This is a genomic window from Saccharothrix deserti (assembly GCF_009769385.1).
GTDB classification, from domain to species: domain Bacteria; phylum Actinomycetota; class Actinomycetes; order Mycobacteriales; family Pseudonocardiaceae; genus Actinosynnema; species Actinosynnema deserti.
Genome location: NZ_VKAB01000012.1, coordinates 295,407 through 320,548, shown reverse-complemented (window position 1 = coordinate 320,548; position 25,142 = coordinate 295,407). Strand labels below are relative to the sequence as shown.

The 25,142-nt window shown below is 71.4% G+C and carries 18 protein-coding genes and 1 pseudogene; 6 read left to right on the top strand and 13 right to left on the bottom strand.

Annotated elements, in window-relative coordinates:
• Window positions 1-34: 34 nt before the first annotated feature.
• Window positions 35-331, top strand: a pseudogene (locus tag FM051_RS23080) (BTAD domain-containing putative transcriptional regulator); the annotation flags it as partial.
• 275 nt (window positions 332-606) lie between these two features.
• On the opposite strand, the gene FM051_RS23075 reads toward FM051_RS23080, so the two are convergent.
• On the bottom strand, window positions 607-1,269 hold the full coding sequence (locus FM051_RS23075; protein ID WP_158846672.1) for an alcohol dehydrogenase catalytic domain-containing protein: 663 nt from the start codon (window positions 1,267-1,269) through the stop codon (window positions 607-609).
• 96 nt (window positions 1,270-1,365) lie between these two features.
• On the opposite strand from FM051_RS23075, the gene FM051_RS53245 reads away from it, so the two are divergent.
• From FM051_RS53245 to FM051_RS23060, 3 genes are all read left to right on the top strand, one after another.
• The gene (locus FM051_RS53245; protein ID WP_158846670.1) at window positions 1,366-2,328 is read left to right on the top strand and encodes a LacI family DNA-binding transcriptional regulator; all 963 of its coding nucleotides are present in this window, start codon (window positions 1,366-1,368) and stop codon (window positions 2,326-2,328) included.
• 201 nt (window positions 2,329-2,529) lie between these two features.
• Window positions 2,530-4,059, top strand: a complete 1,530-nt coding sequence (locus FM051_RS23065) for a cellulase family glycosylhydrolase (RefSeq protein ID WP_158846668.1) — start codon at window positions 2,530-2,532, stop codon at window positions 4,057-4,059.
• 71 nt (window positions 4,060-4,130) lie between these two features.
• Window positions 4,131-5,213, top strand: a complete 1,083-nt coding sequence (locus tag FM051_RS23060; protein ID WP_158846666.1) for a cellulose binding domain-containing protein — start codon at window positions 4,131-4,133, stop codon at window positions 5,211-5,213.
• Window positions 5,214-5,267: 54 nt separating this feature from the next.
• Here FM051_RS23060 and FM051_RS23055 read toward each other — a convergent pair whose 3' ends face one another.
• Entirely contained in the window at window positions 5,268-6,617 is a 1,350-nt protein-coding gene (locus FM051_RS23055) for a toll/interleukin-1 receptor domain-containing protein (protein ID WP_158846664.1), read from the bottom strand.
• Window positions 6,618-6,724: 107 nt separating this feature from the next.
• Here FM051_RS23055 and FM051_RS23050 point away from each other — a divergent pair, with 107 nt between their 5' ends.
• A complete protein-coding gene (locus FM051_RS23050; RefSeq protein ID WP_158846662.1) occupies window positions 6,725-7,213 on the top strand; it encodes a nucleotide exchange factor GrpE in 489 nt (162 codons plus the stop codon).
• Here the strand turns inward: FM051_RS23050 and FM051_RS23045 are convergent.
• From FM051_RS23045 to FM051_RS23005, 9 genes are all read right to left on the bottom strand, one after another.
• Complete coding sequence (locus FM051_RS23045) at window positions 7,188-7,328, bottom strand: hypothetical protein (RefSeq protein ID WP_158846660.1); 141 nt, start codon at window positions 7,326-7,328, stop codon at window positions 7,188-7,190. The genes FM051_RS23050 and FM051_RS23045 overlap by 26 nt on opposite strands.
• The gene (locus FM051_RS23040; RefSeq protein ID WP_158846658.1) at window positions 7,325-8,935 is read right to left on the bottom strand and encodes a TRAFAC clade GTPase domain-containing protein; all 1,611 of its coding nucleotides are present in this window, start codon (window positions 8,933-8,935) and stop codon (window positions 7,325-7,327) included. Before FM051_RS23040 ends, FM051_RS23045 begins: the two co-directional genes overlap by 4 nt.
• A 1-nt stretch (window position 8,936) precedes the next feature.
• Complete coding sequence (locus tag FM051_RS23035; protein WP_158846656.1) at window positions 8,937-11,198, bottom strand: GTPase-associated protein 1-related protein; 2,262 nt, start codon at window positions 11,196-11,198, stop codon at window positions 8,937-8,939.
• Window positions 11,198-12,298 carry a TRAFAC clade GTPase domain-containing protein gene (locus FM051_RS23030; RefSeq protein WP_158846654.1) on the bottom strand — a complete coding sequence of 367 codons (1,101 nt, stop codon included), beginning with the start codon at window positions 12,296-12,298 and terminating at the stop codon, window positions 11,198-11,200. The genes FM051_RS23035 and FM051_RS23030 overlap by 1 nt, the downstream gene beginning before the upstream one ends.
• Window positions 12,298-14,838 carry a hypothetical protein gene (locus tag FM051_RS23025; protein ID WP_158846651.1) on the bottom strand — a complete coding sequence of 847 codons (2,541 nt, stop codon included), beginning with the start codon at window positions 14,836-14,838 and terminating at the stop codon, window positions 12,298-12,300. The genes FM051_RS23030 and FM051_RS23025 overlap by 1 nt, the downstream gene beginning before the upstream one ends.
• Window positions 14,835-16,415, bottom strand: a complete 1,581-nt coding sequence (locus FM051_RS23020) for an Hsp70 family protein (RefSeq protein ID WP_158846649.1) — start codon at window positions 16,413-16,415, stop codon at window positions 14,835-14,837. Before FM051_RS23020 ends, FM051_RS23025 begins: the two co-directional genes overlap by 4 nt.
• Window positions 16,412-17,575, bottom strand: coding sequence for a VWA domain-containing protein (locus FM051_RS23015; protein WP_158846647.1), 1,164 nt, complete (start codon window positions 17,573-17,575; stop codon window positions 16,412-16,414). Before FM051_RS23015 ends, FM051_RS23020 begins: the two co-directional genes overlap by 4 nt.
• 84 nt (window positions 17,576-17,659) lie before the next feature.
• Complete coding sequence (locus FM051_RS23010) at window positions 17,660-19,141, bottom strand: toll/interleukin-1 receptor domain-containing protein (protein WP_158846645.1); 1,482 nt, start codon at window positions 19,139-19,141, stop codon at window positions 17,660-17,662.
• Window positions 19,142-19,294: 153 nt separating this feature from the next.
• Window positions 19,295-19,876 (bottom strand): NUDIX domain-containing protein, encoded by a 582-nt coding sequence (locus FM051_RS23005; RefSeq protein ID WP_238412583.1) that lies wholly within the window; start codon window positions 19,874-19,876, stop codon window positions 19,295-19,297.
• A gap of 31 nt (window positions 19,877-19,907) precedes the next feature.
• Here FM051_RS23005 and FM051_RS23000 point away from each other — a divergent pair, with 31 nt between their 5' ends.
• Window positions 19,908-21,269 (top strand): toll/interleukin-1 receptor domain-containing protein, encoded by a 1,362-nt coding sequence (locus FM051_RS23000; protein WP_158846643.1) that lies wholly within the window; start codon window positions 19,908-19,910, stop codon window positions 21,267-21,269.
• A gap of 25 nt (window positions 21,270-21,294) precedes the next feature.
• Here the strand turns inward: FM051_RS23000 and FM051_RS22995 are convergent, their stop codons facing one another.
• Together FM051_RS22995 and FM051_RS22990 are read right to left on the bottom strand one after the other, a co-directional pair.
• Window positions 21,295-23,955 (bottom strand): ATP-binding cassette domain-containing protein, encoded by a 2,661-nt coding sequence (locus tag FM051_RS22995; RefSeq protein WP_158846641.1) that lies wholly within the window; start codon window positions 23,953-23,955, stop codon window positions 21,295-21,297.
• Window positions 23,955-25,115 carry an OmpA family protein gene (locus FM051_RS22990; protein ID WP_158846639.1) on the bottom strand — a complete coding sequence of 387 codons (1,161 nt, stop codon included), beginning with the start codon at window positions 25,113-25,115 and terminating at the stop codon, window positions 23,955-23,957. The genes FM051_RS22995 and FM051_RS22990 overlap by 1 nt, the downstream gene beginning before the upstream one ends.
• Window positions 25,116-25,142: the final 27 nt, after the last annotated feature.

The following is a 25,142-nucleotide window of genomic DNA, read 5'->3' as shown; positions in this document are numbered from 1 at the left end:
CCCGACTTCCGCGAACCCGGCGGCCACCCGGTACGCGCGCCAGGCCATGGCGGACGGTGATCCGGCGGGCGCGGTGGACCACCTGAACGCGGCGCCGGCCCTGTGGCGCGGCCGGCCGTTCGCCGAGCTGACCGGTGAGGCGGCGGCACCCGTGGTGGCTGAGCTGGAGGAGCTGCGGTGGGAGGCGACGTCCTTGTTCCGCACCCGTCCACATTGGACCGTCAACCAGTTCGTGTCGGGATTCGCCGAGGAATCCGGGCAGCTCGACCCGAGGTACGCCGTGCCGCGCCGGACCCCGCTGACCGCGGTTCCCGTTCCGCGAACGGCCTGACCGGTCACGGTGCCGGCGACGATCGCAACGTGACTCCTGCTTCCGGCGCTCGGTGGCGCGGGCGTGTGTTGTGCGGGAGTTCACGATGCTGGCCGATCGCACCAGCCGGCATCGAGATCGACTCGTCGCCCGGGAACGCGCACGACATCCCGCGGAACGCGCACTCGGTGCTGACGGTCGACCTCGTCGACGAACCCGGACACCCGACTCGGGAAGCGCTGGACCGGGTTCTCTCGTTCCTCGGGGCACGGCTCGAGCCATGACCCGCGCCGGGACTAGAACGTGACGACGACCTTGTCCGCCGCACCGGGCGTGGACGCCGTCTTCAGGGCCGCCTCGACCTCGGAGAACGGGAAGCGGTCGCTGATGATCAGGGCGAACTTGTCGCGGTTCGCGGCGATCTCCTCGGTGACCTGGAAGATCTCGTCCGGGTAGCCCATGGCGGTCACGATGTTCACCTCGGCGTCGAGGATCGCCTGGAAGTCGATGGGGACCGGCTTCTTGTGCACGGCGACGATCCCGATCGTGGCGTTCTGCTTCGCGGCGGCCAGCGCGGTGTCGATCACGGCGGGCACGCCGGCGGCGTCGAGGTAGATGTCGGTGCCGGCGCGCGGTTTGCCCATCGCGGTCTTGCCGGGGCCGTGCAGTTCCTCGAGCCGGGCGATGACGTCCTCCTCGGCGGAGTTGATCACCACGTGGTCGCCGGGCTTGACGCCCTCGACCCGGTCACCGACCTCGACGACCTCGCCCGCCGGCTCGTGACCCAGTGGTGTCGCGCCTTCGCGCGGTGGGATGCCGCCTCTGGCGATGTAGAAACCGTCGGAGCCGCAGATGCCGCACGCGCGCATCCGGACCAGGACGTCCGCCGGGCCGGCCGACGGGGTCGGCACCTCCACGATCGCGGTGGCTCCGGGCGCGGTGACGATGACCGACTTCATCTTGATCGTCCTCCTGCGAGGTCAGGTTAATCGAATTACCTGGCACGGTAGGCTTGGTTAAACGAATTAGCAACCGGTGCTGGCTGGAGGCGGACGATGGGTGCGCGACGGGCCACGATGCGCGACGTGGCCGAGGCGAGCGGTGTCTCGACGGCCACGGTGAGCTTCGTGCTCAACGACGCCGGTGGTCAGCGCGTCTCCCCGGCGACCAGGGAGCGGGTGACGCGGGTAGCGCGTGAGCTGGGTTATGTCCCGCATGGAATCGCCAAGGCCCTGCGCGAGGGGGCGTCCCGGATCGTGCTGCTCGCCCTGCCCTCGGGCATCCGGGGCGGCAGCCTGGACGGCTACCTCCTCGGCCTCACCGACGAACTCTCGCAGCACGGGCACGTGCTGCTCGTGCGGCACAACTCGTCCCGCGAATCACTGGACTCCGTGGTCGCCGCCGTGTCACCGCGCGCGGTCATCGACCTGTCCGAGCTGTACCAGCCGGACCCCGACGACGGTGAGGGCGAGGTCGCGACCGGTCGGGCGGACGCGCGGGACGGCGGCTGGGTCGACGGGCTGGCGGCGCACGGCATGGTGCAGATTCGCCACTTGGCGCAGAAGGGCCACACCGCCGTCGCCATGGCGGTGCCGGACGACCCGGGCTGGGCCGGCGTCGCCCGCGCACGCCTGCGCTTCGCGCGCGAGGCGGCGGAGATCCTCGGCCTGGAACCGCTGGCCACGTTCGTCGTTCCGGGTGACGTGCCGGGAGCCGTCGAGGCCGTGCGCGCGTTCCGCGAAGTTCACCCGTCCGTGAGCGCGGTGGCCGCGTTCGACGACGCCCTGGCGCTGCGGCTGCTGTCGGCGTCGCACGAACTCCGCATCGCGGTGCCGGACGATCTCGCCGTGATCGGCTTCGACGCCACCGGGTACGGCGCGTTCGTGACCCCCGCGCTCACCACCGTGCACATCGACGCCGAGTCGTTCGGCCGCCGGGCGGCGCGCATCGCGCTTGGGCTCGACACGTCCACGGTCGTCACCGATGCGGCGAGTGTCGTAGTCCGAGACTCCGCCTGAACTCGTCACGTACCGTGATGGATTAGCCACTTGTTGGGCTGAGCGGGTGGACTGGCCCGCGCTGATCGAGTGAATCGGCCACACCGGGGAACCGATCGATTGACTGTCCCGGCCTTCAGGGGCGACCGTGCTGACGGTCTCCTGGGAGCGCTCCCAGTCGAGACGGAGTGGACTGGACCTCATGTGCACAAAGGAGTGCCGATGTTGGGAAGAGCCAGGAAACGCCGCACCGCGCTGGCCGCGTTGGGCGCCGCGGCATCCGTCGCGTGCACGGTCCTGACGGCCGCGGCGGGATCGTGGGCGAGTGACGCCCCCGCCGCAGCCGCGGCGTTCGCGTGCAAGGTCGACTACTCGACGAACGACTGGGGCACCGGCTTCGGTGCCAACGTGACCGTGACCAATCTCAGCGCGTCGACGGTCAACGGCTGGACCCTGACCTACTCGTACACCGGCAACCAGACCCTGCAACAGGGCTGGAGCGGTGTGTGGTCGCAGTCCGGCAAGCAGATCACCGTCACCAACGCGAGCTGGAACGGCGCCATCCCGGCCAACGGCAGCGTCAGCTCGGGCGCGAACTTCTCCTACAGCGGCACGAACGCCAAGCCGACGGACTTCGCGGTCAACGGTGCCGCGTGCACCGGCACCAACCCGACCACGACGACCACCACCACCACCACGACAACGACGACAACCACGGGCAACCCGCCGACCGGTGTGGCGCCGGCGCTGCGCGTGTCCGGGAACAAGCTGCTCACGGCCTCCGGGGCGACCTACCGCCTGCTCGGCGTCAACCGCGCCAGCGGCGAGTTCGCCTGCGTGCAGGGCAAGGGCATGTGGGACAGCGGCCCGGTGGACAAGGCGTCCGTCGACGCGATGAAGGCCTGGAACATCCGCGCGGTCCGGATCCCGCTGAACGAGGACTGCTGGCTGGGCCTGTCCGGCTCGCCCAGCGGCCCCGCCTACCAGCAGGCCGTCAAGGACTACGTGAACGTGCTAGTCGCCAACGGCATCAACCCGATCCTCGACCTGCACTGGACGCACGGCCTCTACACGGGCAACATCTCGGCCTGCTCGGACGTCAACGCGACGTGCCAGAAGCCGATGCCGAGCATGCAGCACACGCCGACCTTCTGGACGCAGGTGGCCACCGCGTTCAAGGGCAACAACGCGGTCGTGTTCGACCTGTTCAACGAGCCCTACCCGGACGCGTCCAACAACTGGTCCGACATGGCCGCCGCGTGGCGGTGCCTGCGTGACGGCGGCACCTGCACCGGCATCGACTACCAGGTGGCGGGTATGCAGGACCTGCTCGACGCGGTCCGCGCGACCGGCGCCACCAACGTGGTCATGACCGCCGGGCTGACCTGGACCAACGACCTCAGCCAGTGGTTGGCGTACAAGCCGAACGACCCGACCGGCAACCTGATGGCGTCGTGGCACTCGTACAACTTCAACGCCTGCGTGACCGTCTCCTGCTGGGACAGCCAGATCGGCGCGGTCGCCGCGCAGGTGCCGGTGCACGCCGGTGAGATCGGCCAGGACACCTGTGCGCACGACTACATCGACCAGGTGATGACCTGGCTCGACACGAAGAGGCTCGGCTACACCGCCTGGACCTGGAACCCGTGGAGGTGCAGCGGCGGCAACGTGCTCATCGAGGACTACAACGGCACGCCGTCCAAGACCTACGGCGAGGGCTTCCGCGCGCACCTGCTCTCCGTCACGCCTTAACTCCCCGCACGTACTCGGACCGGCCCGTCACCTGTTCGTGGCGGGCCGGTCCGGCCACGGAGGAAACCGCCATGTCCAGGAAGATCACGATCAGAAAGTCCGCCCTGTTCGCTCTGATCGCCGCCCTCGGTGCGGTGTTCGCACTCACTGCGGTCCAGCCCGCGCTCTCGGCCGCCGCCCCGGTGCGGATCATGCCGCTCGGTGACTCCATCACCGCCGGTCCCGGCTGCTGGCGCGCCTACCTGTGGGATCGCTTGCAAAAGACCGGGTACACCGACATCGACTTCGTGGGGACCCAGCCGGGAGGCGGCTGCTCGGTGCCGTTCGACGGCGACCACGAAGGGCACGGCGGCTACGCGGCCACCGGCATCGCCGACAACAACCAACTGCCGCCGTGGCTGGCCGCGGCCAGGCCCGACATCGTGCTCATGCACCTGGGCACCAACGACATGTGGGGCAACTTCCGACCCATCGAGTCCGTCATCGCCGCGTACTCCAAGCTCGTCGACCAGATGCGGGCGAGCAACCCGAACATGAAGATCCTGGTCGCGAAGATCATCCCGATGGCCTGCCCCGAGTGCACGCACGTGGTGGCGCTCAACAACGCCATCCCGGGCTGGGCGGCCGGCAAGACGACGGCGCAGTCACCGATCACCGTGGTCGACCAGTGGACGGGCTTCGACACGGCTACCGACACCGGCGACGGGGTGCACCCCAACGACGCGGGCTTCCGGAAGATGTCCGACCGCTGGTACCCCGCCCTGACGGCAGCCCTCGGTGGCACTCCCGTGCCGACCACTACTACGACGACAACCACGACGCCGATCACGACCACCACCACGCCGCCGAACGGCGCCTGCACCGCGACCTACCGCGTGGTCAGCCAGTGGAGCGACGGCTTCCAGGGCGAGGTGAGCGTGCGCAACGGCTCGTCGGCGGCGACGTCGGCGTGGACCGCCACGTTCAGCTTCGGCAACGGCCAGCAGATCAGCCAGGCCTGGAACGGCACTGTCACCCAGAGCGGAGCCGCGGTGACCGGGCGGAACCTGAGCTGGAACGGCGCGCTGGCGCCGGGCAACTCGGCCACCTTCGGCTTCCTGGCGAGTTGGAGGGGCACGAACACGCCACCGGCGGTCAGCTGCACTCTGAGCTGATCCCGACGCAGATCGCCCGCTGACCAGAAGTCGGGGGTCGGCGGGCGATCTCGTTCACGCGGTGCGGACGAAGATCAGCGGGCCCAGGGTCTGCTGCCACTCGGTCAGCTCGGCCACGACCTGGCTGTCGGTGCGACGTTCGACCAACCTGTTCAGGGCGATCCCCGCCACGGCTGCCGCTGCCGCGATCAGCACCATGACCACGCCGGCGAAGTACAGGCGGGTCGAGGTCGAGCCGGACATCGCGTGCAGGACCGCCGCCGTCACCATCAGCCCGGTGATGCCGGCGGTCCACGCCAGGAAGGTGATCGGCACAACGGTGTGGCCCGCGGTCAGCCACGCCCGCCAGGTGCAGTCCCGTCTCGCGATCAGGATCAGCCTCGTCTCCGCCAGGTCCAGGTAGACCTGCACCGCCTGTTCCTGGTGCAGCCGCGAGCGGGACGGGTACCGACCCGGGGATGCGGTCAGGGCCTCGTGCAGCCGGACCGCTGTCCGGCGGATCTGGTGCCGTTCCAGGGACGGCTCCGGCGGCCATTCCTGGTCGTGCCGGATCTTCCGGTACAGCATCCGGTCGATGTAGTAGAAGCAGAAAACGCCGATGACGAGCGCGACGTAGATTCTCCACTGACCCCCTTGGCGGGCGAAATCGATCAGTTGGATCGCTATCAGCCCGGCGGCCAGGGCGAACACCGCCAAAGACCTGCGGAGGAACTGGCGGTACGGCAGCACGCCGGTGCGGCGTTCCAGTCGCGTACTGGGTTTCACCATCAGTAATTCCACGAGGAAGCTCATCGCGGTCCAGATCATGACCACCAGTGAAATGACCGCTGCCGCCACGTACGTCCACGACTCGTTGCCGTATGCCAGGGCCATGAGAACCGGCAGCAGGACCACTGCGGCCGACCAGGGCGCGGCCCGGAGCCACGGCCGCCGTGGTTTCGGGGACGGGCGCGGCGTTGCGGGTCGACTGGGGGACACCCACTCGTCCAGCCGCAGGACCAGTCGGTCGACGTCCTCGGCCAGGTGGGCGGCGCGCACGCGGGTGGCCTGGCGCATGGCCAGTTCGCCGATGTCCTCGGGGAGTTCGGCACGGGTCGGCGGTGGGGTGTCCTCCAAGAGCAGCGGCACGACTTCCTTGCCGGTGTCCAGTGCGGTCGCGATCTCCCAGCGGACCCAGTCGGGGTCGCGGTCGAACCCGTCGACCCACCCGGTGTGGATGACGGCCACCAGCACGTCGGCCGCCGCCAGGTGCTCGCGCAACTCGTCCGGGTAACGGCTGCCCGAGGCCATCCGGTGGTCCACGAAGACCCGCTCACGGCCGAAGTGGGCCGCCAGGCGGTCCGCGAGCGCGGCCACCGCGACCGAGTGCGGACCGTGTCGGTAGTTGATGAATATTCCGCTCAAGAATTGCTCCGTGAATGCTGACCAGAGGTGTCGCAATAGTTGCGCACCTCGTGTTCCGGCAGATCGGGCTACTTGTCCGACGGGTGTTCTTTCATTATCTTCCGGATGTGGCAGAAAACGTTGAAGCGATCCTGGCGGGAATCAACACCGAACTCGCCGGGCTGCACGCGCAGAGCAAGTTCCTCAACGAGGTGATCGACCGCCTGCACGCGGAGAACGAGCGGTTGCGCAACGCCGAGTCGCAGCGCGGCCTGCAACCGGCGCTGCGCGAGCTGGTCAAGCTCGCCGACGACTGGCGCAGCCGCCGCAACGCGCTGGCCGACGGGGACGCCGAGCTCGTCCGGCTGTGCGACGAGATCGTCGAGGACGTCACGCTCGTGCTGGAGCGCCAGGGCGTCGACGAGTTCCACGCCGAGGTCGGCGCCGAGTTCGACCGCCACGAGCAGCGGTCGGTCGGGACGCGCCCGGTCGAGGACGCGGACCTCGACGGCCGGATCGCCGAGGTCCGCCGCCCGGGGTACCGGGTGGAGACCAAGGTCGTCCGGTTCGCCGAGGTCGTCGTCTTCAAGTTCACACCACCACCGGCGGCGCCGTGACCAACGCCGCCACCAGCCACACCGCGAGCAGCACGGTGATGAGCCCGGCGATCGCCAGCAGTGCCATGGAGACCTTGCGGCCGGTGACGACCGCCTTCGGCACCTCGTCGGTCACACCTCCTCCTTCCGGTTGAGCAGCCACAGCAGCGGCGCCGCCGGGTCGTCGTTGACGACGGCGTCGTGCTCGGCCACCTCGACGGCGTCCTGGTAGCTGACCGCGAAGCAGGACACCGTGCCGAAGTGGTTGTCCAGCGAGGTCAGCAGGGCCCGCTGGCCGACCTCGGCCAACCAGGCGCGGATCGCCTGGTCGCGCTCGTCGCGCGTGGCCCGAACCAGCCCGGCGTACGGGTGGGTCGTGCCGGACGGGTCGAGCAGCCCGTCGCACTTGGTCAGCACCACCGCGACCGGGACGTTGATCCGGTTGCCCCGGCGGGAGAACCCGCGTTCGGCCAACGCCTCGACGAACCTCTCCAGCACCTCCTTGGGCGCGGTGTTCGACGCGCTCACCTTGCCCAGCACCGCGCGGTCGGTGTCGGAGCGCACCTGGCGCAGCGAGAACGGGTCCACGATGAAGACGACGCCCTTGGTGAACGCCAGGAACTGCGCGTCGGCCAGGTGGTCGACGCTCTCCACGTGCTCACCGGCGGGGTCGTAGAGGTAGAGCAGGCGACGCGCCCGGCTGCGGCCGACGAACACGTTGTAGGCGCGGGGTTTGACGGTCGCGGTCTTGAGCGCGCGGCTGGGGTCGCGGTGCACGCCCAGTTCGATGTTGCGCTCGAAGGACTCCTTCGCCCTCGGGTCGGCGAACTCGAACCCGTCGTCGCGCAGCATCAGCCGGGACACCGCGCTGTGCATGAAGACCGACTTGCCCGCCTTGGGGCCCGCGATCACCGGGATGTGCACGGTCGGCGCGGAGAGACCCTTCAACGGCAACTCGTGCCGGCACGAGCCGCACTGGGCGCTCAGCTTGTTCTTGCCCAGCGCCAACAGGGTCGGCAGCGTGTTCTGGCAGCGGCACGTCCGGCGCAGCACGCCCGCCGTGCCCGGCACCAGGTTCCGGTGGGCCGCACCGCACCCCGGCGCGGGACACCGGTAGATCGGCCGCGTCACCCTCTCGTGGCACGACGGGCACTCCAGCGTGATGCCGCGCAGGAACAGCAGGCCGAACTCGACGAGTCGGGTGCCGCCCGCGGTGAGCAGGGCGCCGAGTACCAGCGCCACCAACAGCGCCAGGAACACCAGCGACGCGAACGCGACGAAACCCATGGCGCCCAACGCCCCGCCGACCAGACCCACGGTGGCCGCGACCGCGAGCGGCACCGAGATCGCCCCCGGTAATTCCGTGGTCTCCCGCCACCGCCACACGCGGTCCACCAACGACGGCGGCACCGCGAGGACCTGATCGTCCGACTTGCCCTTGACGACCTTGGACCACATCTGCTCGAAGGTCTTGGTGAGCACCTTCCGGTAGTCGAGCAGCACCGGACCGGCGTAGTAGCTGCGGTACGCCGGGTCGGGGCCGGTCTCGGACTGCTCCGGCGGCTCGATCTTCAGGTGCCCGATCGCGCCGTACGGCGCGAAGCCCGCGAACGCCGCGGTGACGTACTCGACCAGGCCGATGCAGAACGCCACGGCCGCGCCGATGACGATGACGGCACCCAGGACGTACGGCGAGATCGCGAGCACGATGCAGGCCAGCACCAGTACGAAGATGACGTACATATCATCCCTTTTCGCGCCGCCGGAACAGGGACAACAGCCCTCGGCGCTCGTGCCGCATCCGCCAGTCCCGCCACCACTTGGCCCAGTCCGGCTTGGGCGCGGACACGTGGAGCACGTCCGCCATCGGCTTCAGCGACTCGCCGATCCGGTCCAGGTGCTTGGCCCGGCGCTTGCGGAGCGCGGTGGCGAGCGTCACGTTGATGAGCTCGTCCTTGGTCGACGGGTTCACCAGACCGTGCCAGGCGACGACCGCCGCGGCGACGAGGTGCGGCGGTGCGGTGGCGAGGCTTACGCCCGCCGCGTCCCGGTAGGCGGGCAGGAACACCGGCCCGTTCTCGTCGAGCGCGCTGTCGAGCAAGTCGCGGTGCAGCCTCGGGTCCGCGCGCAGGACGAACGACGCCACCGCGGCCAGCAGCCGTTCGCCCACCTCGTTCCGCATGGACGCCGCCGTCGCGATGTTCGACAGCACGACCTTCTCGCTGCCGGGGCCGGGCGCGGCCCCGCGGAGGTACGCGATGCTCTCGGCCGCTTTCAGCCCCTCCCGGTCGCTCTGCCGCAGGTGGGCCGCGAGAGGCGACCGCAGCAGCGCGTCGACGAGCTTGCCCTCCTTGCCGCCCAGCTTGTCCCGGCTCGCGAGGTCGAGCGCCCGCGCCACGATCCGCGTGCCCACCCCGCTGTCGACGAGGACCTGCTCCGGGACGTGGCGCAGCAGCCGGATCGAGTCCTCGGTCGACGGGTCCTCCGGCCACAGGACCGAGCCGAACTGCCGCCAGTCCACCTGGTACAGGCGGCTCGCGTCGGCCATCACCTTCACCTTGTCGAGCGCGCCGTGCCGGGCCAGCGCCATGTCGGTGAGCAGCCTGATCCGCTCGGTGCCCCGGTCCACCAGCATCCGCGCCGCCGGGAGCGGCAGCGCCGTCGCCAGCCGTGCGGTCTCCCGCTGGTCGACCAGCTTGTGCTCCAGCACCCGGATCAGCGCGTCGACCAGGGGACGCTGCTCGGCCAGCCGCTCCAGCACCGCCGATGTCGTCGCGGCGGTGAGGGCGGGCAGCACGACGTTCTCCGCGATGTCCTCCAGGTCCGCCGGCGTCAACTGCGGCAGCCACAGGCGTTCCCGGACGCCCAGCGCCGCGACGAAGTAGGCGCCGAAGAGCTTCGACGGCACGGGTTCGGCCTGGTGCCGCGCCGTGCGCAGGACCTCGGACCACCCGACCACGTCCGCCGGGCCACCGCTGTCCTGCACGTGGTCCGCGATCCGCTCCCAGGCGTGGACGGGCAGGCAGTTGCGCATCCGGTCCACGGCCAGCCGCACGGCGGCGAGCAGCTGGCCCTCGTCCGCCGGTGCGGCGACCGGCAGGTCGAACGCCATCTCCAGCAGCACGGCGAAGTTGTCCAGCTCCGCGGGGGTGAGGTGCGGGTCGGCCTGTGCCGCGAGGGCCAGCGCGGCGGACACCCCGTCGCGGTCCCACAGTTGGGCGAGCGCCGACGCGTACCGCGTGCTGTCGGCGTCACGCGGCTGTTCGGTGGTCAGGTCGATCGCGGTGAAATCACCGTAGGTCGGCAGCCGCACGTCCGGAGTCGTGCAGCTCACGAGCACGCTCGACTCCTCCGGCCGCGCCGTGTACGTGGTGAACGAGACGCGCAGTCCCAGCGGGTGCGGCAGCGACCGGCAGGTGGCGGCGAGCCACAGCGCGGCCGACCGGTCGTCCGGCACCACCAGCACCAGCCGGCCCCGACCGGACACCAGTGCCCGCTGCGTCGCGCCGAGCACCCGTTCCAGCGCGTCGGTCGCGCCCCGGCGCTCCAGGAACCGCCGCGTGCTCGGCAGGTTCGTCTCGTCGCCGGGGGCGAGGGAGGTCACCTCGGGCAGCGCGGTGCCGTTGGTCCTGGCGTGCACCCAGGCCCGGCTGCGCCACAGGTCGATGGGCAGCACGTCGCCGAGTTCGCGCTCCACGTCGTCGAACAGCATGGCGTGGGCGAAGTAGTTGCCCATCCGGCCGGTGAAGTCCGCGCCCGCGTACCGGCTCTGGAACAGCGCCGCCGCGCGGCCGGACGCCACGTAGCCGAACGTGATGGGGAAACCGCTGAGGTCGCGGTCGTCCAGGCGCCCCACCAGGCTCGGGCCCGGTTCGTAGGCGCTGGCGCGGACCGCGAGATCCACCAGCGGGCGCGGGGTGCCCGGCGTCATCGCGCTGACCTGGAAGCCCTGGATGCCCTCCAGGCCGTCCTCGCACGAGGTGTAGTGCAGTTGGCGGACCGCCATCACTTCCCCCTCGTCCTGATCGCCCCGAATCGGGCCAGCAACCACAACATGGGGTCCTCCAGGCGGTAGGGGTGCACACCGGTGGGTGACAGGCGGGTGCCGCTGACCGGCGGTGCGCCGAGCGCGGACATCCCGAAGTACCGGTAGGTCTGGAACGTGTTGGCGACGGTGCGGTCGAAGGCAGGGTCGTACCAGCGGTCGAGCCAGCTGCGGACTTCCTCGTGGACGTCACGGCCGTCGTGCTCGTCGTAGACGCCGTCGTGCCGGGACGGTTGGCGCAGCGGCGATTCCGGGCCGAACGTGTCGCGCAGCAGGTCGACCTTGGTGAGCGCGACGGCGAGTGGAGTGCGCAGCCGCTTGCCTGCCGGGCCGCGGCTGCGTTCGCGCAGCAGTTCACCGAGCCGGTTCACCACGTGGAGCTGTTCGGTGAAGCCGGTTTTCGCGGTGCCGCCGACCAGGTCGCGGACCTTGGGCATCTGCAGCGGGTCGAGCAGCAGGATGATCCCCTCGGCGGCGTCGAGGTAGCTGATGAGCTGGTCCATCGCCTGCGCGCGGGCGACGTCCTCGCCCGCGGTGTCGTAGAAGACGGTCACCACCGGCGCGACGCGCAGCGGGCCGATGCGCCGCTGCTGCCGGAAGCGGAGGCTGAACATCAACGGCTCCGGGGTGGACCGCAGCGCCGTCGGCGTCGGCTGCACCGGGCGGCCCTCCTCGAACAGCGGCTTGGCGAAGTCGCGCGTGTAGCGCAGCCGTGACGCCTCGCCCAGCAGGTCGAGCGACATGCCGGTGAACCGCGCGCTGACCTCGCCGCGCTGGAACTCGTGCACCAGCACACCGACCCACGTGCTCTTGCCGGAGTCCGACGACCCGATCACCGCGATGTTGCGACCGCCGCTGTCGATGTACTCGCGCAGCAGGTCCCGACCGCAGTCGGGGCACACCCGGCGGCTCTGCGGCAGGTTGCCGTGCGGGCAGCGGCCCTTCTTCAGCTCGCGCTCGGGGAACCGGGTGGCCTGGTCCGCGCAGCGTTCGCCGCAGCTCATCTGCAGGTCGGAGCGGCGGTGCGTGGTCCAGCAGTACGGGCACTTCGTGGTCGCCATCAGGCTCCTCGGACGATCTGGTGGTCCGGTCGCAGCGGGACGAGGACGACGCGCTCGTCGAGGGAGAACGCCCGCAGGTGCACCGGCCGGCGCAGGTGCCGCGGCACCTCGAACTCACGGCTCGCCGCCTCGCCCCCGTCCACGCGGAGCAGCACCTCGCCGTCGTCGGCGTCCATCGGCCGGACGCCCGACTTGGCCACCACGACGACGCCCGGCGGCTCGTCGTCCTCCACGGTGAGCGCCCACCGGCGGGAGAAGAACCCGGCGCGTTTCACCGAGTAGCGCACGGTCCGCGTGGTCGACTCCCGGCGCAGCGCCAGCGGGCCGAAGCTCAGCGCGCCGTCGACGGTCTGCGCGGTGCAGACGCCGAACCAGTAGTCGCCCTCGGGCACCGAGATCGAGACGCCGCGGCTGTCGTAGCCGACCTTGGTGATGTCCAGGGAGGACGCCTGCGGGTCGGTCGGCCCGGCCGGTTTGACCGACTCGCGCCAGACCACGCGTGCCGCCGTCGTGCCCCGGGGCCACTCCCAGGTGAGCCGCACCGTCGCACCCAACCGGTCCAGGCGCAGCGTGGTCACCGAACTCTGCCGCGCGTCCACCACGCACGGGGTGCCGATCGCGGCGAGTTCGCCGAGCACCGTGACGGGGACGATGGTCTGCCGCTTGCCGTGCGCGGACAGCCTTCCGCGCAGCGCTCCCCGGCCAGTGAGCGTCACGGCCTGCACCGGTGTGCCGTGCCGGCGCGCCTGGTGCACCGACACCACTTCGGGCGCGGGCGGGTCGTCACCGGCTCGCAGCTCCAGCAGCTCGACGTCGCCGCGCGGCGGTGGGGTCCACCGCGCCACCAGGTCGTCCCGGTCGAACTCGGCGACGAGATCGGTGACGCCGACCGGCACCTCCTGGCAGCTCGCGGTCCGCACCACGCCGTCGCTGAGCGCGGCCGAGCCGTCGGGCAGGCGGTAACGCGCCCGTACCCGGTAGTCGTAGGTCTCACCGGGGCGGACGTCGTGGTCGACGAACGTGGACGAGTGCGTGTCGCGGACCGTCGCGCCGTGCCGGGTGACCAGCGCGCCGATCGAGCCGTCCGGGAGCCGCCACCGGCCCGACACCGAGTCGGAACCGCCGCGCACCTCCAGGTCGAGCACCTCACCGAGGACCGTGACGGGCTCGGTCCGCGCAGCCCGTGCCGACGGGTTGCCGTCCCGCAGCGTGTGCACGGCGTAGGTCAGGGGTGTCCCGCTCGGCGGGTCCGGGTCGACCACCTCGCCGGCCGCGGACTCGCCGAGCACGGTGTCGCCCCGGCTCACCCGGTACGTGATGCGGCCGGCGGTCGCGCCGCTCGCGGCCCACGTCACGACGACCCGGCCGTCGCGCACCACGGCCTTCGCGGACGGCGGCGCGGCCGGGCGGCACCGTTCCAGCGCGGTGTCGATCCGGTCGTCGGCCAGCGCCTCGCGGACCCGGTGGTAGCCGGCCACGGCCGCCTCCACGTCGGTCCGCTCCAGCTCCCGGCACCGGTCGAGTTCCGCGTCCAGTTCGGACAGTCGCTTTTCCAGCTCGGCACGGCGGCGCGACCACTCGTCGGGGAGCGCGGGCTGCTGTTCGAGGATGGTCAGCGCGGTCCGCAGCCGCAGGTCGCGCACCGCCTGCTGGTAGTGCTCCTGCCAGCTCGGTTCCGCCGGGGCGGCGGTGAACTGGCGGTCGCACCACACCGCGTAGGCCACGGCGGTCGGGTCCGTGCCGATCCCCAGCGCACGCAGCCGGTCCGCCGCCGCCCGTGCCGCCTCGACGGCCTCGGCGTACCCGTGGGCCGCCCGGTCCAGCAGGTGGCTCACCACCTCGTGCCGCAGCACGTCGGCCAGGTCACCGCGCTCCAGCCACCCCTGCACCAGCCGGAGCAGCGTCGTCTCCGCCGCGCTGTCGGACGACCGCGCCACGCGCAGCTTCTCGCGCCGCGCCGTGAGGTGCCGTTCGGTCGTGCCGAGACCGCCGAGACCGGACAGGTAGTCCCACAGCGAGTCGTGCCGGAGCTGCACCAGGTGTCCCCGCGCCTCGGCCCATTGACCGGGTTCGGCCAGGCGGGGCAGGTCCACCGGCTTGCGCTCGCCGACGCCGTTCTCCTCCAACGCGGCCAGGATCGCGCTGCGCGGCACCTTCAGCGTGCGGGCCTGCGCGGCGACCTCGGCCGGCGGCAGACCGGGCGCGTCGTGCAGCCGCAGCCGCATGGTGGCGGCCAGCTTGCGCTGCCGCTGCTCGACCCGCGAGCGGTGCGCGCCGCGCCGGGCGGGGTCGAGCAGCGTCTCGGACGCCGCCTTGTGCTGTCCGCGCAGGATCTCCGTGGCACGGCGGAACCCGCGGTACTGCTGCTTGGTGAACTGCCTCCCGACCTCGGTCAACGCGGTCTCGACCGTGTTCTGGTCGGTCACGTCGTGCGGCAGCAGGTAGACGCGGAACAGGTCCTCGTCCGGGCGCCAGCCGTCCTGCACCGGCTTGAGCACCTCGTCCACGAACCGGGTCGCGTCGAACCGCCAGCCCGTCACCGCTGGAGGGCGGGCAGCGGTGCCCGCTTGACGTCTTCCGGTACCAGGCCGCTGATCTTCGCTTCGAGCTTGATCTTCTCGCCGTTGCCGGCGACGGCGGTGATGTGCAGGATGCCGTCCGCCTCCAGGTTGAACGAGACCTCCAGCGGCTGCCCGGCGGGCCCCGGCGGCAGGTTGCTCAACGTGCCCTCGACCAGCTTGAGGTTGTCGTCCAGTTCCACGCTCAACATGTCGGTGGTCGACTCGTAGACCGCGATGTCGACCTCCCGCTGCTGGTCGTGGATGGTGCGGAAGGTGTCCCGCGGACGTGCCGGGATCTCGTCGTTCGGCTTGATCAGCCAGGCCACCACCAGGTCGTGGTCGTCGCGCTTGCGGCTGTCGCGCACGACCGCGATGCCGTAGCCCTTGGACGTCACGTTGACGATCTTCGGCAGCGCCGCGCCGCCCGGCAGGCCGCGTGCCGCCGTGGACGTGTCGCCGTCGCTCTCCGCGACGCTGTTGGCGGCGAACAGCGCCGCGCCCTTGGCCACGATCTGGTCCGGGTCGGCGAGCTGCGGCGTCGGCAGGTCGGGGAACTCGTCGGCCAGCCCCTTCTTCACCGCGGGCGAGTGCGACATGCCGCCGACGAGCAGGAACTCGTCGATCCGGTCCACGCCCTTGTCGCGGGCGTGCCCGAGCACGTCCTGGGTGAAGTCGAGGGTCTTGCCGATGAGGTCGGCCGTCGCCTCCTCGTACTCCTCGCGGGTGATCTCGATCTTGGCCCGCTCGCCGTTGGCGATCACCGTGCTGCTGTAGCTGTCCCGCCGGCTGAGCGCCTTCTTCGCCTCCTCGGCGAGCAGTTCGATGGAGCCCGCGGCGTCGAGGTCCGTGCGCGGGTCGGAGCCGGGGTGCTGCTCGGCGAACTTCTCGCAGACCAGCTCGACGATCCGCGCGTCCCAGTCCGCGCCGCCGAGCTGGTGGTCGCCGCCGGTCGCCACGACCCGGATCTCGGACGCCGAGACCTTGATGATCGTGACGTCGAACGTGCCGCCGCCGAGGTCGTAGACGAGGACGGCGCGCTCGCCGCCGGAGGAGATGAGCCCGTACGCGATCGCCGCCGCGGTCGGCTCGTTGATGATGTTGACGACCTCCAGGCCGGCCATCTCGCCCGCGTCCCGGGTGGCCTGGCGTTCGGCGGCGCCGAAGTACGCGGGCACGGTGATCACGACGTCGGCGAGCGGGCCGTCCGCGGGCACTTCGAGGCCGAGCACGTTGAGCGCGTCCTCGACGACCTGGCGCAGGATGATCGCGGAGACCTGCTGCGGGTACAGCTCCTTGTCGTCGACGTCGACCGTGTACCCCTCCTCGCCCATGTGGCGCTTGATGAGCGAGACGACCCGGCCGGGCTCGTTCTTCAACTCGTTCTTCGCGAACTTGCCGACCGTGACGTTCCCGCTGTGCTCGAAGAACACCACTGAGGGCGTGGTGAGGTCGCCCTCCTGGTTGGGCAGCACCGACACCCGTTGGTTCTCGTCGAGCGAGGCGACGCAGGAGTAGGTCGTTCCCAGGTCGATGCCGAGAACAGGACGACGGGTCATGGGTTGTTGTCCTTCGTGGTGGGTGGTTTCCGGTCTAGGAAGTCGAGGGACATCGACCGGCGCGCGGGCGGGCTCCCGCTGTCGCCGGCGGTGTCCGTGCTCGCGGTGTCGGTGCTCGCGGTGTCGGTGCCGCCGGAGCGAGGGTCGGCGGTGTCGGCGGCGCTCGTCTTGGCGGTGCTCGTGTCAGTGCTGCCGGTGCCGGTGCCAGCGGTGCGGTTGTCGTTGCCGGTGGTGCCGATGCCGGTGGCGCTGTCGCGCAGCTTCTCGGTGAGGTCCCGGTGGTCGATCGCGGACGGCGCCTCGACCCGTTGCCGCGCGGGCCGTCCCGCCGGGCCGACCGCGCCGACCGGGCGGCGCCTGCGGTACCGGAGGAAGGCGATCAACCCGATGGCGAGCGCGGCGGCGAGCGTGGCGGCCAGCACCTCCTGCCACGGGAACACCCCGCCCTCGGGCTGCGGCAGCGCCGTGATCGGGACGCCGCAGGCGCTCGCCACGATGTCGTACAGCCTGCGCAGCAGGCTCGACTGCTCACCGGTGAAGTAGTCCTGCTCCACCTGGGGGCCGGTGACGGCCGCGAGGTTGGCGTCGCCGCCGGGCGGCAGGTCGATGCCCACCGCGACCACCCTGGTGCCCGAGCTCTTGAGCCGGTCCGCCGTCGCGGTCGCCACCGCCAGCGGGTCCTCGGGGCCGTCCAGGGCCGGGTCGCCGTACGCGGTCGGCATCCCGTCGGTGATCAGCACGGCCACGTCGACGCCGTGCGACTCGGCCGTCGCCAGCGCCGCGTCCCAGTTCGTCGCGCCGCCGGTGCTGTCACCGGTGTCGAGTTGGTCGATGTCGTCCTTGAGCCCGCGCCGGAGGCCGGTGTCGGAGACGTCCACATCGGACTGGACGGTGCGGGCCGTGGTGCCGAACCCGATGACCGTGACCCGTGACGGCTTGTCGCGCAGGGCGTCGATCACGTTCCTCGTCGCCTCGCGCACTTCGCCGAACCGGCTGCCCATCGAGTCCGACTGGTCGACCAGCAGGCCGAGCTCCAGCGGACACCGCGCGGGCCAGGGCGGGTTGGCGACGTCCTGCGCGGCCACCGCGGGAGGCGCGAGGAACACCGCCGCGGCGAGCACCGCGGAAATGCGGCCGAACACGCTGGTTCCCCACTTCAACGGGTGTTCTCCCCCTTCGGTGGACCGCGGCAGGTATTCGCAGTGATTTACCACAGACCGGTGGCGGTTGTTAGACGTTTCCCACTACTGGTGAATCCGCAATTTTGCGGCATTGTTGTGATCTGTCGGAATGTGGACGTCGGTGTCGCGGTGCTTCTTCGGCGGCGGCGAAATGCTGGACTGGTCCACCTGGTCACGGAGCCGGGCCAACTTCTCGGGCACCGTCTCGAGGACCGTCTGGATGCGCCAGCGCTGCAGGCGGTAGGTCACCTCGATGGCGGCCAGGTAGAGCGCGGTGCCGGACACCACGCCAGCCGCGCACCAGACCGGCGCCGACCAGTGCGACCACCCGTGCGACCAGTACACGCCGAGGGACGCCACGGCGGTGCCGACGCAGGCGCCGACCAGCAGCGCGTGGCCGAGGGTGAGCCAGGGCGCCGCGGCGCGCAGCCAGGTGGTCCGGCTGCGGCCCGCCAGCTCCCGCAGCAGGGCCGCGATGTCCTCGACCTGGTCGAGCGCGTAGTACGCCTGGTCGCGTTGCAGGCGGTTCAGCGTCGGCGCGTGCTCCTTGAGGTGGTGGGCCACTTCGTTGAGCGTTCCTCGCACATTCGAGGGGGTGACCTCCAGCTCGGGTCTGGGCCATTCACGCATGGCCCGGAAGTTGAGCAGCCAAGGCATGCCGGCGATGACCACGATACCGAGGACGACGCCCATGATGATCATGCGCAGTTCTATGCCGGTCGCCGGGATCGTGGAGATGACGACAACCGCGAACCCGAAGATGACCACACCGATGATGACGTTCACCTTGAGGTCGCGCGGCAGAGCCGAGGACTCCTCGTCCAGCCGATCCACGATCTTGCGCATCCCGTAGACGAACCCCGCCGTCCCCGCGAAGATGAACAACAGGAACACGCACGTCCCCGCCAGCGCGGCGAGCCAGGCGGCGCGGTCGAGTTCCGGCACGAGCAGCGTGGTCGCCACGAAGGGGATCGGCGCTCCCGCGAGCCAGGCCGCGGGCACCTCCACCCACCTGCGCGGTGTGGCGATCTTGGCCGGCACCCGCTCGGGCAGTCGCACCGGCGACAGGTAGTCCTCGACCTCCTGGATCAGCAGCCGCACGTCGCGTTCCCAGTGCCCGAAGTCGATCCGGCGCAACTGCTTGAGCGCGAACGGCCTGATGTCCTCGGGGAGTGAGTTCAGGTCCGGCAGGCCCGCCCGCTCGATCAGCACCGGGAGGATGTGCTTGCCGTCCTCAAGGGCGGTCCTGATCTCGTAACGCACCCAGTCGACACCGTTCTGCCCCATCCGGTGCTTGAGATCGCCCAGCCAATCCCGGTGCAGCACGACGATGAGCAGTTCGGCCTTGTCGAGCTTGCCGCGCAGCGCGTCCGGGTAGTGCTCGCCCGCCCGGATACCGGTGTCGAGGAAGACCTGGTCCTCGCCGAAGTGGCGGCGGAGCCGCTCGGCGACGGCCTCGACCACCTGCACGTGGGGCAGCCGGTCGACCCGGCCGTCCTGCAACCCGTTCTGCCGGTAGTTGACGAAGATGACCTCATCCGGCACGTCCAGCCCCCTCGGCCCTGTCGACGATGTCCCGCCCGGTGTCCCTCACGGCGGGCGGGAGGCCTGTGACCGCATTGTGGCGAGTGTCCAGTTGCCACAACAGGTCAAAAACGTGACACCGGTTGACACTTCCGGTCCACGTGGACGGCACCGCTACGGTCGCGGTGCGGTTTCCCGACGGATGCCGACCGACAGCAGCCCGCACACGCTGCCGGCATGTCGGATCCCACCCTTGGCGACCAGGTCCAACGCCTCCTGGAGGGACAGCCAGTGCACATCGAGATCGGCCTCGGCCGCTTCCCTGCTCGCCGTGCCGAGCGTCAGGTCGGTGGCGAGGAAGACGTGGTCGACGTGGTTGGTGAAGCTGTCCGCGCCGTTGACCCGGCCGATGGCGTGCCACCGGGCGGCGCGCACGCCGGTCTCCTCGGCCAGTTCACGTTCCGCCGCCGCCTGCGGGCTCGCGTCGGTCGCGTCGATCGCGCCGGCGGGGAGCCGCCACTGCCGGTTCGCGTGGGTGTAGATCCACTGCCTGGTCACCGCGACCCGGTCGGCGTCGTCCACCGCGACCACGGTGATCGAGCCGGGGGAGACCACGTGGTGGTACACGTCCTGCACGCCGTCGGGGCGCACGACGGAGTCCTCGTGGACCTCGAACCAGGGCGTGGTGCGCACCGTGCGCGTGCCAAGTCGTCGCCATGAGGGGTGGTGTTCGTGGTCCATCAGCCAATCCAACACGCCGTCCCACCGAATGCGAAAGGCCCATGTTTTGGGTGGCATCTTCATCAACTACCGAACCACCGAGGACCCCGAAAACCTTACGCGCGTACTGCTGCTGCGCGACGTGTTGGCGGAACTCTTCGGTGAGGGGCGGGTGTTCCTCGATCGCAGGTCGATCGACGCGGGCGGCCACTACCCGGTGTTCCTGCGGGAACGCCTGGCGGACGCGCAGATCGTGCTCGCGGTGATCCACCCCGGGTGGCGCGCGACCCTGCTGGAGAAAGAGGAGTCGGCCGGGCTGGACTGGGTCCACGAGGAACTGCGGATCGCGTTCGAGGAGAACGAACGGGACCGGGCGGAGGGCCGGGCCGAGCGCAAGCTGGTCATCCCCGTGCTCGTCGGCGGCGCGACGCACCACGAGTGGACCGACCTGCCGCCCGACATCGCGGCGCTCGGTCACAAGCAGGCCAGGCGGTTCGGCACGCGCGAGGAGGCCGAGGCGCTCGCCGAGGAGCTGACCCTGCACTTCGACGAGGGGTTCGAGCAGGTGCCGGCCGAGCGCACCGGCTCGTCGCGGCCTCGCCGGCACACGCCGTACCTGGTCGGCGCGGCGGCGGCGGTCGGTGTCGCCGGTGGGCTGGCGGGGGCGCCACTGGTCGCGGAGCTGGCGGGGACCGCGGTCCTGGTGCTCGCCGCGTGGTTCCTGGCGGCGGTGGTGATGTTCTCGTCGCGCAAGGGGGTGACGTCGGCCGAAGCGGTGGTGCAACAGATGTCCTGGCGCGACTACAACCTGAGGGTCGCTCTCCCGTTCGCGCTCGCGTGGATCGTCTTCATCGTTTTCCTGGTGATCGGGGTGTCGGATCCGGGCTTCGTCGGGTTCGCGCTGTCCGGCTTCACGGTGATCATCGTGTTCATGGTGGCGTCCTCGCTGCTCAAGACCCGCCGGCTGCAACAGCGGCTGGTCGACCACTGGCCGGTGGCGCTGTCCACACCGGTCCGCCCGGTCGCCCTGCGGGCGGACATGGCCAGGCTCGACCTCAAGCTCGCGGAGTGGGAGCGCAACGGCAAGCGGCTGCCGTTCGGGCTGCGGGTGCGGTGCCGGGTCGCGATCGCCGACCTCCGCCGCGGTCTCCGGCTGCTCCTGCGCGACGGCAGGCGCGGCCGGGTGGCTTGGGCGTTGGCCGATCATCCCGCCCTGTCCGCCGCGGTGGTGTCGTGGGTCGCCCTGACCGCTGGGTTGACCCGGTTCTACCCGGTGACCGTCGTGATCGCGGTCGGTCTGGCGGCAGGGGCGGCCGAGCTGGGGTACCGCCGTCAGCGGTGGGTGCGCTGGGCCGTCGCACGGGAGGTGCGCAACCACACCAACGAGCTGCGGTCGCGCTGGTCCGTGCTCGACCGGCGGCGGAGTTGATCACGGCTGATCACCCCCGCGTTGATCACCCCCGGCCGGCGCGCAGCCGCCGGTCGAGCACGACCACGGCGAGCACCACGAACACCGCGGTCAGCACACCCAGAGCGCCCAGGTCGTGCACCCACTGCGCGGTGCTGTGCCGCCACAGCTCGTCCGCCGGCGCGCCCACCGCGATCGACCGGAGGTCCACCGAGGACGCGGAGGCGGCGAGACCCCACCGCGACGGCAGCAGCACGGCGAACGCGTTCACCACCGGGCTGTCGGACAGGTCCGTCGGCACGCCGTTCAGCGCGACCTGCGCGATGACGGTCAGGGAGGCCAGCGTGACGGCCTGCTTCAACTCCTTGCACAACGCCGACACCAGCAGCCCGAGCGACATCGCCGCGATGCTGGTCGCGGTCAGGTCGACGAGCAGTTCCAGCGCCGGCGCCAGCCCGGTCACCGCGTGCGCCGGTCCCGGTCGGATCAGCACGAAGACGCCGACGACCAGCGCCGTCTGCACCACCGCCACACCCGCGAACACCACCCACTTCGCGAGCACCACACCGGCGGTCACCATGCCGGTCCGGTGCTCGCGCACCACGACGGCACGCTCCTCCACGAGGTTGCTGTAGCTCAGCGCCTGACCGGTGAGGACGCACAGCGTGACCAGGATGCTCAACGCGGTGGTGCCGCCGGTGCCCGGCCCGAGACCGGTGCTCGCGGTGACCACGCCCGCGATCACCGCCGACGCGCAGGCGATGGCGAACGGCAGCAGGGTGGTGGTGAACGCGCCCCTGTCGCGGTGCCGCAGCAGGGGGAGGCTCAACGCCACCTGCCGCGCCAGCAGTGCCGGGAACTGGTGCAGGAACGAGGTGAACGGCCCGCGCCTGCGTTCCGGCTCGTGCTGCTCGGGCGTCCGCCGCGCCAGGTCGGCCACGACCGCCTCGGCTTCCGCGGCCATCGGCCCTTCCAGGTACGCCCGCGCCCGCTCCTCGGGGTGCTCCAACGACTTCATCAGGTCCGCGTACGAGTCGACCCCCAACGCGTCGAGCACGCCGGACGGCGGGCCGCTGTAGACCGCACGTCCCTCGGAGGCCACCACGAGGACCTGGTCGGCCAGCTCCAGGTGTTCGGTGGCGTGCGTGACGACGACGACCGCCGAGCCGTCGGCGGCGATGTCCCGCAACATCGCCATCACGTCCCGGTCCATGCCCGGGTCGAGGCCGGACGTCGGCTCGTCGAGCATCAGCAGCCGCGGGATGGACAGCACCTCCAGCGCGATGGAGACCCGCTTGCGCTGCCCGCCGGACAGCTTGCCCACGACGTCGTCCACGTGGTCGGCGAGCCCCAGCCGGGCGCACACCTCCTCCACCCGGTCGGCCCCGTCCCCGGCGCGGTCGGACGGCCTGCGCAGGCGGTGCGCGTACCCGAGGAGCTGCCGCACGGTCAGCGCCCAGTACATGCTGTGGTCGTCCTGCGGCACGAACCCGAGCTGCGAGCGGATCTGCTCGCGGTGGTCGGCCAGTTCGAGCCCCCGGAAGTACAGCGACCCGGCGGACGGCGGGAGCTCGCCGAGCAGCGCGGCGAACAGCGAGCTCTTGCCCGCGCCGGACGGGCCGAGGATCGCGAGCACGGTGCGCTCCCGCTGCACGAACGACAGGTCGGTGAGCCGGACCCTGGCCTGCCCGTCCCGCACGCTCGCCGCGGACAGCCCGCTCACGGCCAGGTCGCACGCGCCCAGCGACACCACCGACAGCACGTCGAGGTCCTCGCTGAGGCGGAACCGGTGGTCGGCGATGTCGAACACCTCGCCGCCGGTCAGCGCGGCGCGCCGGACCTTGCGCCCGCCCAGGAACGTGCCGCCGGCGTGGCCCAGGTCGCGCAGCTCGACGTGATCGCCGCGCCGGACCACCAGGCCGTGCCGGGCAGCGACGTGGTACCCCTCGACGACCACGTCGTTGTCCGGCGCGAACCCGATGGTCAGCCGGTCCCGCAGCGCGAACGCCCGGACCGCGGGCCCACTCGGCGGCACGGGCGGCCGAGGTGCCCGGCGCGGGGCGGGGACGACCGGACCGGGCCGCACCCAGTCCGGCAGCAACGGCTGGCGGACGTCCACGCCCGCCAGCACGCGCGCTCCCCGCGGATGGCTGCGCACGAGGCGCCGCACGTAGGAGGAGATCCGGCGGTGCGCGTGCTGGTGGGCGCGGCGCACCCGCACACCGGCGACCCGCACGTGCCGTTCGACCCGCTTGCGGGCCACGCCGAGTTCGGCGTCGAGCACGTCGAGCTCGTCACGCGCGGCACGGACGGCCTGCTCCGCCGCCGCCGACCTCTTCGCGTGCTCCCTGGCGCGCCGCAACCGGACCACGCGCTCGCTCCGGTGCTCCTCGCCGACCCGCCGCGCCGTCAGCTGTTCGGGTGACAGCGGGGCCGCCTCCCGTGCCGCCGCCGTCTCCGCCTGCCGCAGCCGGTCGACCAGGTGTTCCCGGAACGCGGTGAGCCGCGCGACCTCGTCCAGCTCCGGCGACCACGCCGCCTCGTGCCGGAGGCGCTCGTGGTCGAACTCCTCCTGCGCCCGCCGCAGCAGCACGTCGCGGTGCGGTGTGGACGGCGAACCCGGCGACGGGATCACCGCCCGGCCGTCACGCCACCCGTGCCACCAGTCGCCGAGCCTGGCCAGCGGGCCGTACCGAACCGCGGGCATCAGCCCTCGCAGGTCAGCTTGACGACGACCTTGCGGTTCTGCGCCGCCGGTCCGGGCAGCAGCACGCCACCCGCGCCGACGTCCGGCACGTGCGTCGGCCAGTCCGAGCCGACACCGCGCGTGGTGATCCGGTCGGCCGCGACACCCAACTCCACCAACGTGCCCTTGACCGCCTCGGCCCGCTGCGCCGACAGCGCGACCCGACCCGGCACGGAACCGCTGCTCGCCGTGCGGCCGATCAGCTCCACCCGCTGGTTCTTCGCCCGCACGACCGAAGCGAGCTGCCCCAACGTCGTCCGGGCGGCGTCGCGGTCCTTGAACTCCGCGCTGTCGGGCAGGAACGAGACGTTGTCCGCCTCACCCAGTTCCACCTCGCCGCACGGGGTCAGCGGCGGTGGCGGCGCGGGCGGCGTCACCACCGCGACTCCCGGCGTGCTGACGACGGCATCCGTCGTCTCGCCCAACGGCAGCGCCTCGACGCACGCGCCCGCCGCCTCGGCCACCGCCGTCCAGATGGCCACCAGGTTGGCGCTCCACCGGTTGTCCAGCCTGGGCTGCGGCGCGGCGGTCTCCCCGAGCCCGATGAGCAGCACGGTCCGCTCGCTCAGGTCGGGCAGCAGCTTCTCCTGCTCGAGGTAGGCGGCGACCTCGGCGGGCTCCGCGGACAGCAGGGGCTCCTCGTCGAAGCGCAGCGGCGGCGTGGTCTGCAGCCCGGAGTCGACCAGGGCGATCGTGCCGCCGGGACCCACCCGCTTGCCGGCGACGGTCAGCGCGGTGAGCGGGTCCGCCTCGGGCGCGCGGGCGGGCGTCTGGTCGCGGTAGGCGGCGGCGATCGCGTTCAGGTGCTCCTCCAGCACCAGCCCGTCGGCGTTCTCGTTGCCCTCGCGTGGCGGCGGGGGCGCGTCGAAGACGACCTTCGGATCACCGTCCACCCGGATCACCGTCACGTCGGCGCGGGCCCGCGCGACACCGGTCATCAGGTCCTGGACGGCCGCGGGGATCTTCGGCTTGGGCACGTTCGCCCGCGCGCCGACCGCCAGCGCCATCGGCTTGTCGACCGACGTGGGGCAGGAGAAGCCGGCCGGCGGATTCCCGGTGTCGGGGGCCTCGGAGCAGCCGACGAGCAGGAGGGTGAGCGCGACGGCGGTCAAGCGGTTCATGACGTCCTTCCACTGGCTGGTGGGTCG

What these genes read in the sequence shown, in the direction of transcription:
- FM051_RS23075 (WP_158846672.1), bottom strand. Translation starts at nt 1,269, where the DNA reads ATGAAGTCGGTCATCGTCACCGCGCCCGGAGCCACCGCGATCGTGGAG.
- FM051_RS53245 (WP_158846670.1), top strand. Translation starts at nt 1,366, where the DNA reads ATGGGTGCGCGACGGGCCACGATGCGCGACGTGGCCGAGGCGAGCGGT.
- FM051_RS23065 (WP_158846668.1), top strand. Translation starts at nt 2,530, where the DNA reads ATGTTGGGAAGAGCCAGGAAACGCCGCACCGCGCTGGCCGCGTTGGGC.
- FM051_RS23060 (WP_158846666.1), top strand. Translation starts at nt 4,131, where the DNA reads ATGTCCAGGAAGATCACGATCAGAAAGTCCGCCCTGTTCGCTCTGATC.
- FM051_RS23040 (WP_158846658.1), bottom strand. Translation starts at nt 8,935, where the DNA reads ATGTACGTCATCTTCGTACTGGTGCTGGCCTGCATCGTGCTCGCGATC.
- FM051_RS23035 (WP_158846656.1), bottom strand. Translation starts at nt 11,198, where the DNA reads ATGGCGGTCCGCCAACTGCACTACACCTCGTGCGAGGACGGCCTGGAG.
- FM051_RS23030 (WP_158846654.1), bottom strand. Translation starts at nt 12,298, where the DNA reads ATGGCGACCACGAAGTGCCCGTACTGCTGGACCACGCACCGCCGCTCC.
- FM051_RS23020 (WP_158846649.1), bottom strand. Translation starts at nt 16,415, where the DNA reads ATGACCCGTCGTCCTGTTCTCGGCATCGACCTGGGAACGACCTACTCC.
- FM051_RS22995 (WP_158846641.1), bottom strand. Translation starts at nt 23,955, where the DNA reads ATGCCCGCGGTTCGGTACGGCCCGCTGGCCAGGCTCGGCGACTGGTGG.
- FM051_RS22990 (WP_158846639.1), bottom strand. Translation starts at nt 25,115, where the DNA reads ATGAACCGCTTGACCGCCGTCGCGCTCACCCTCCTGCTCGTCGGCTGC.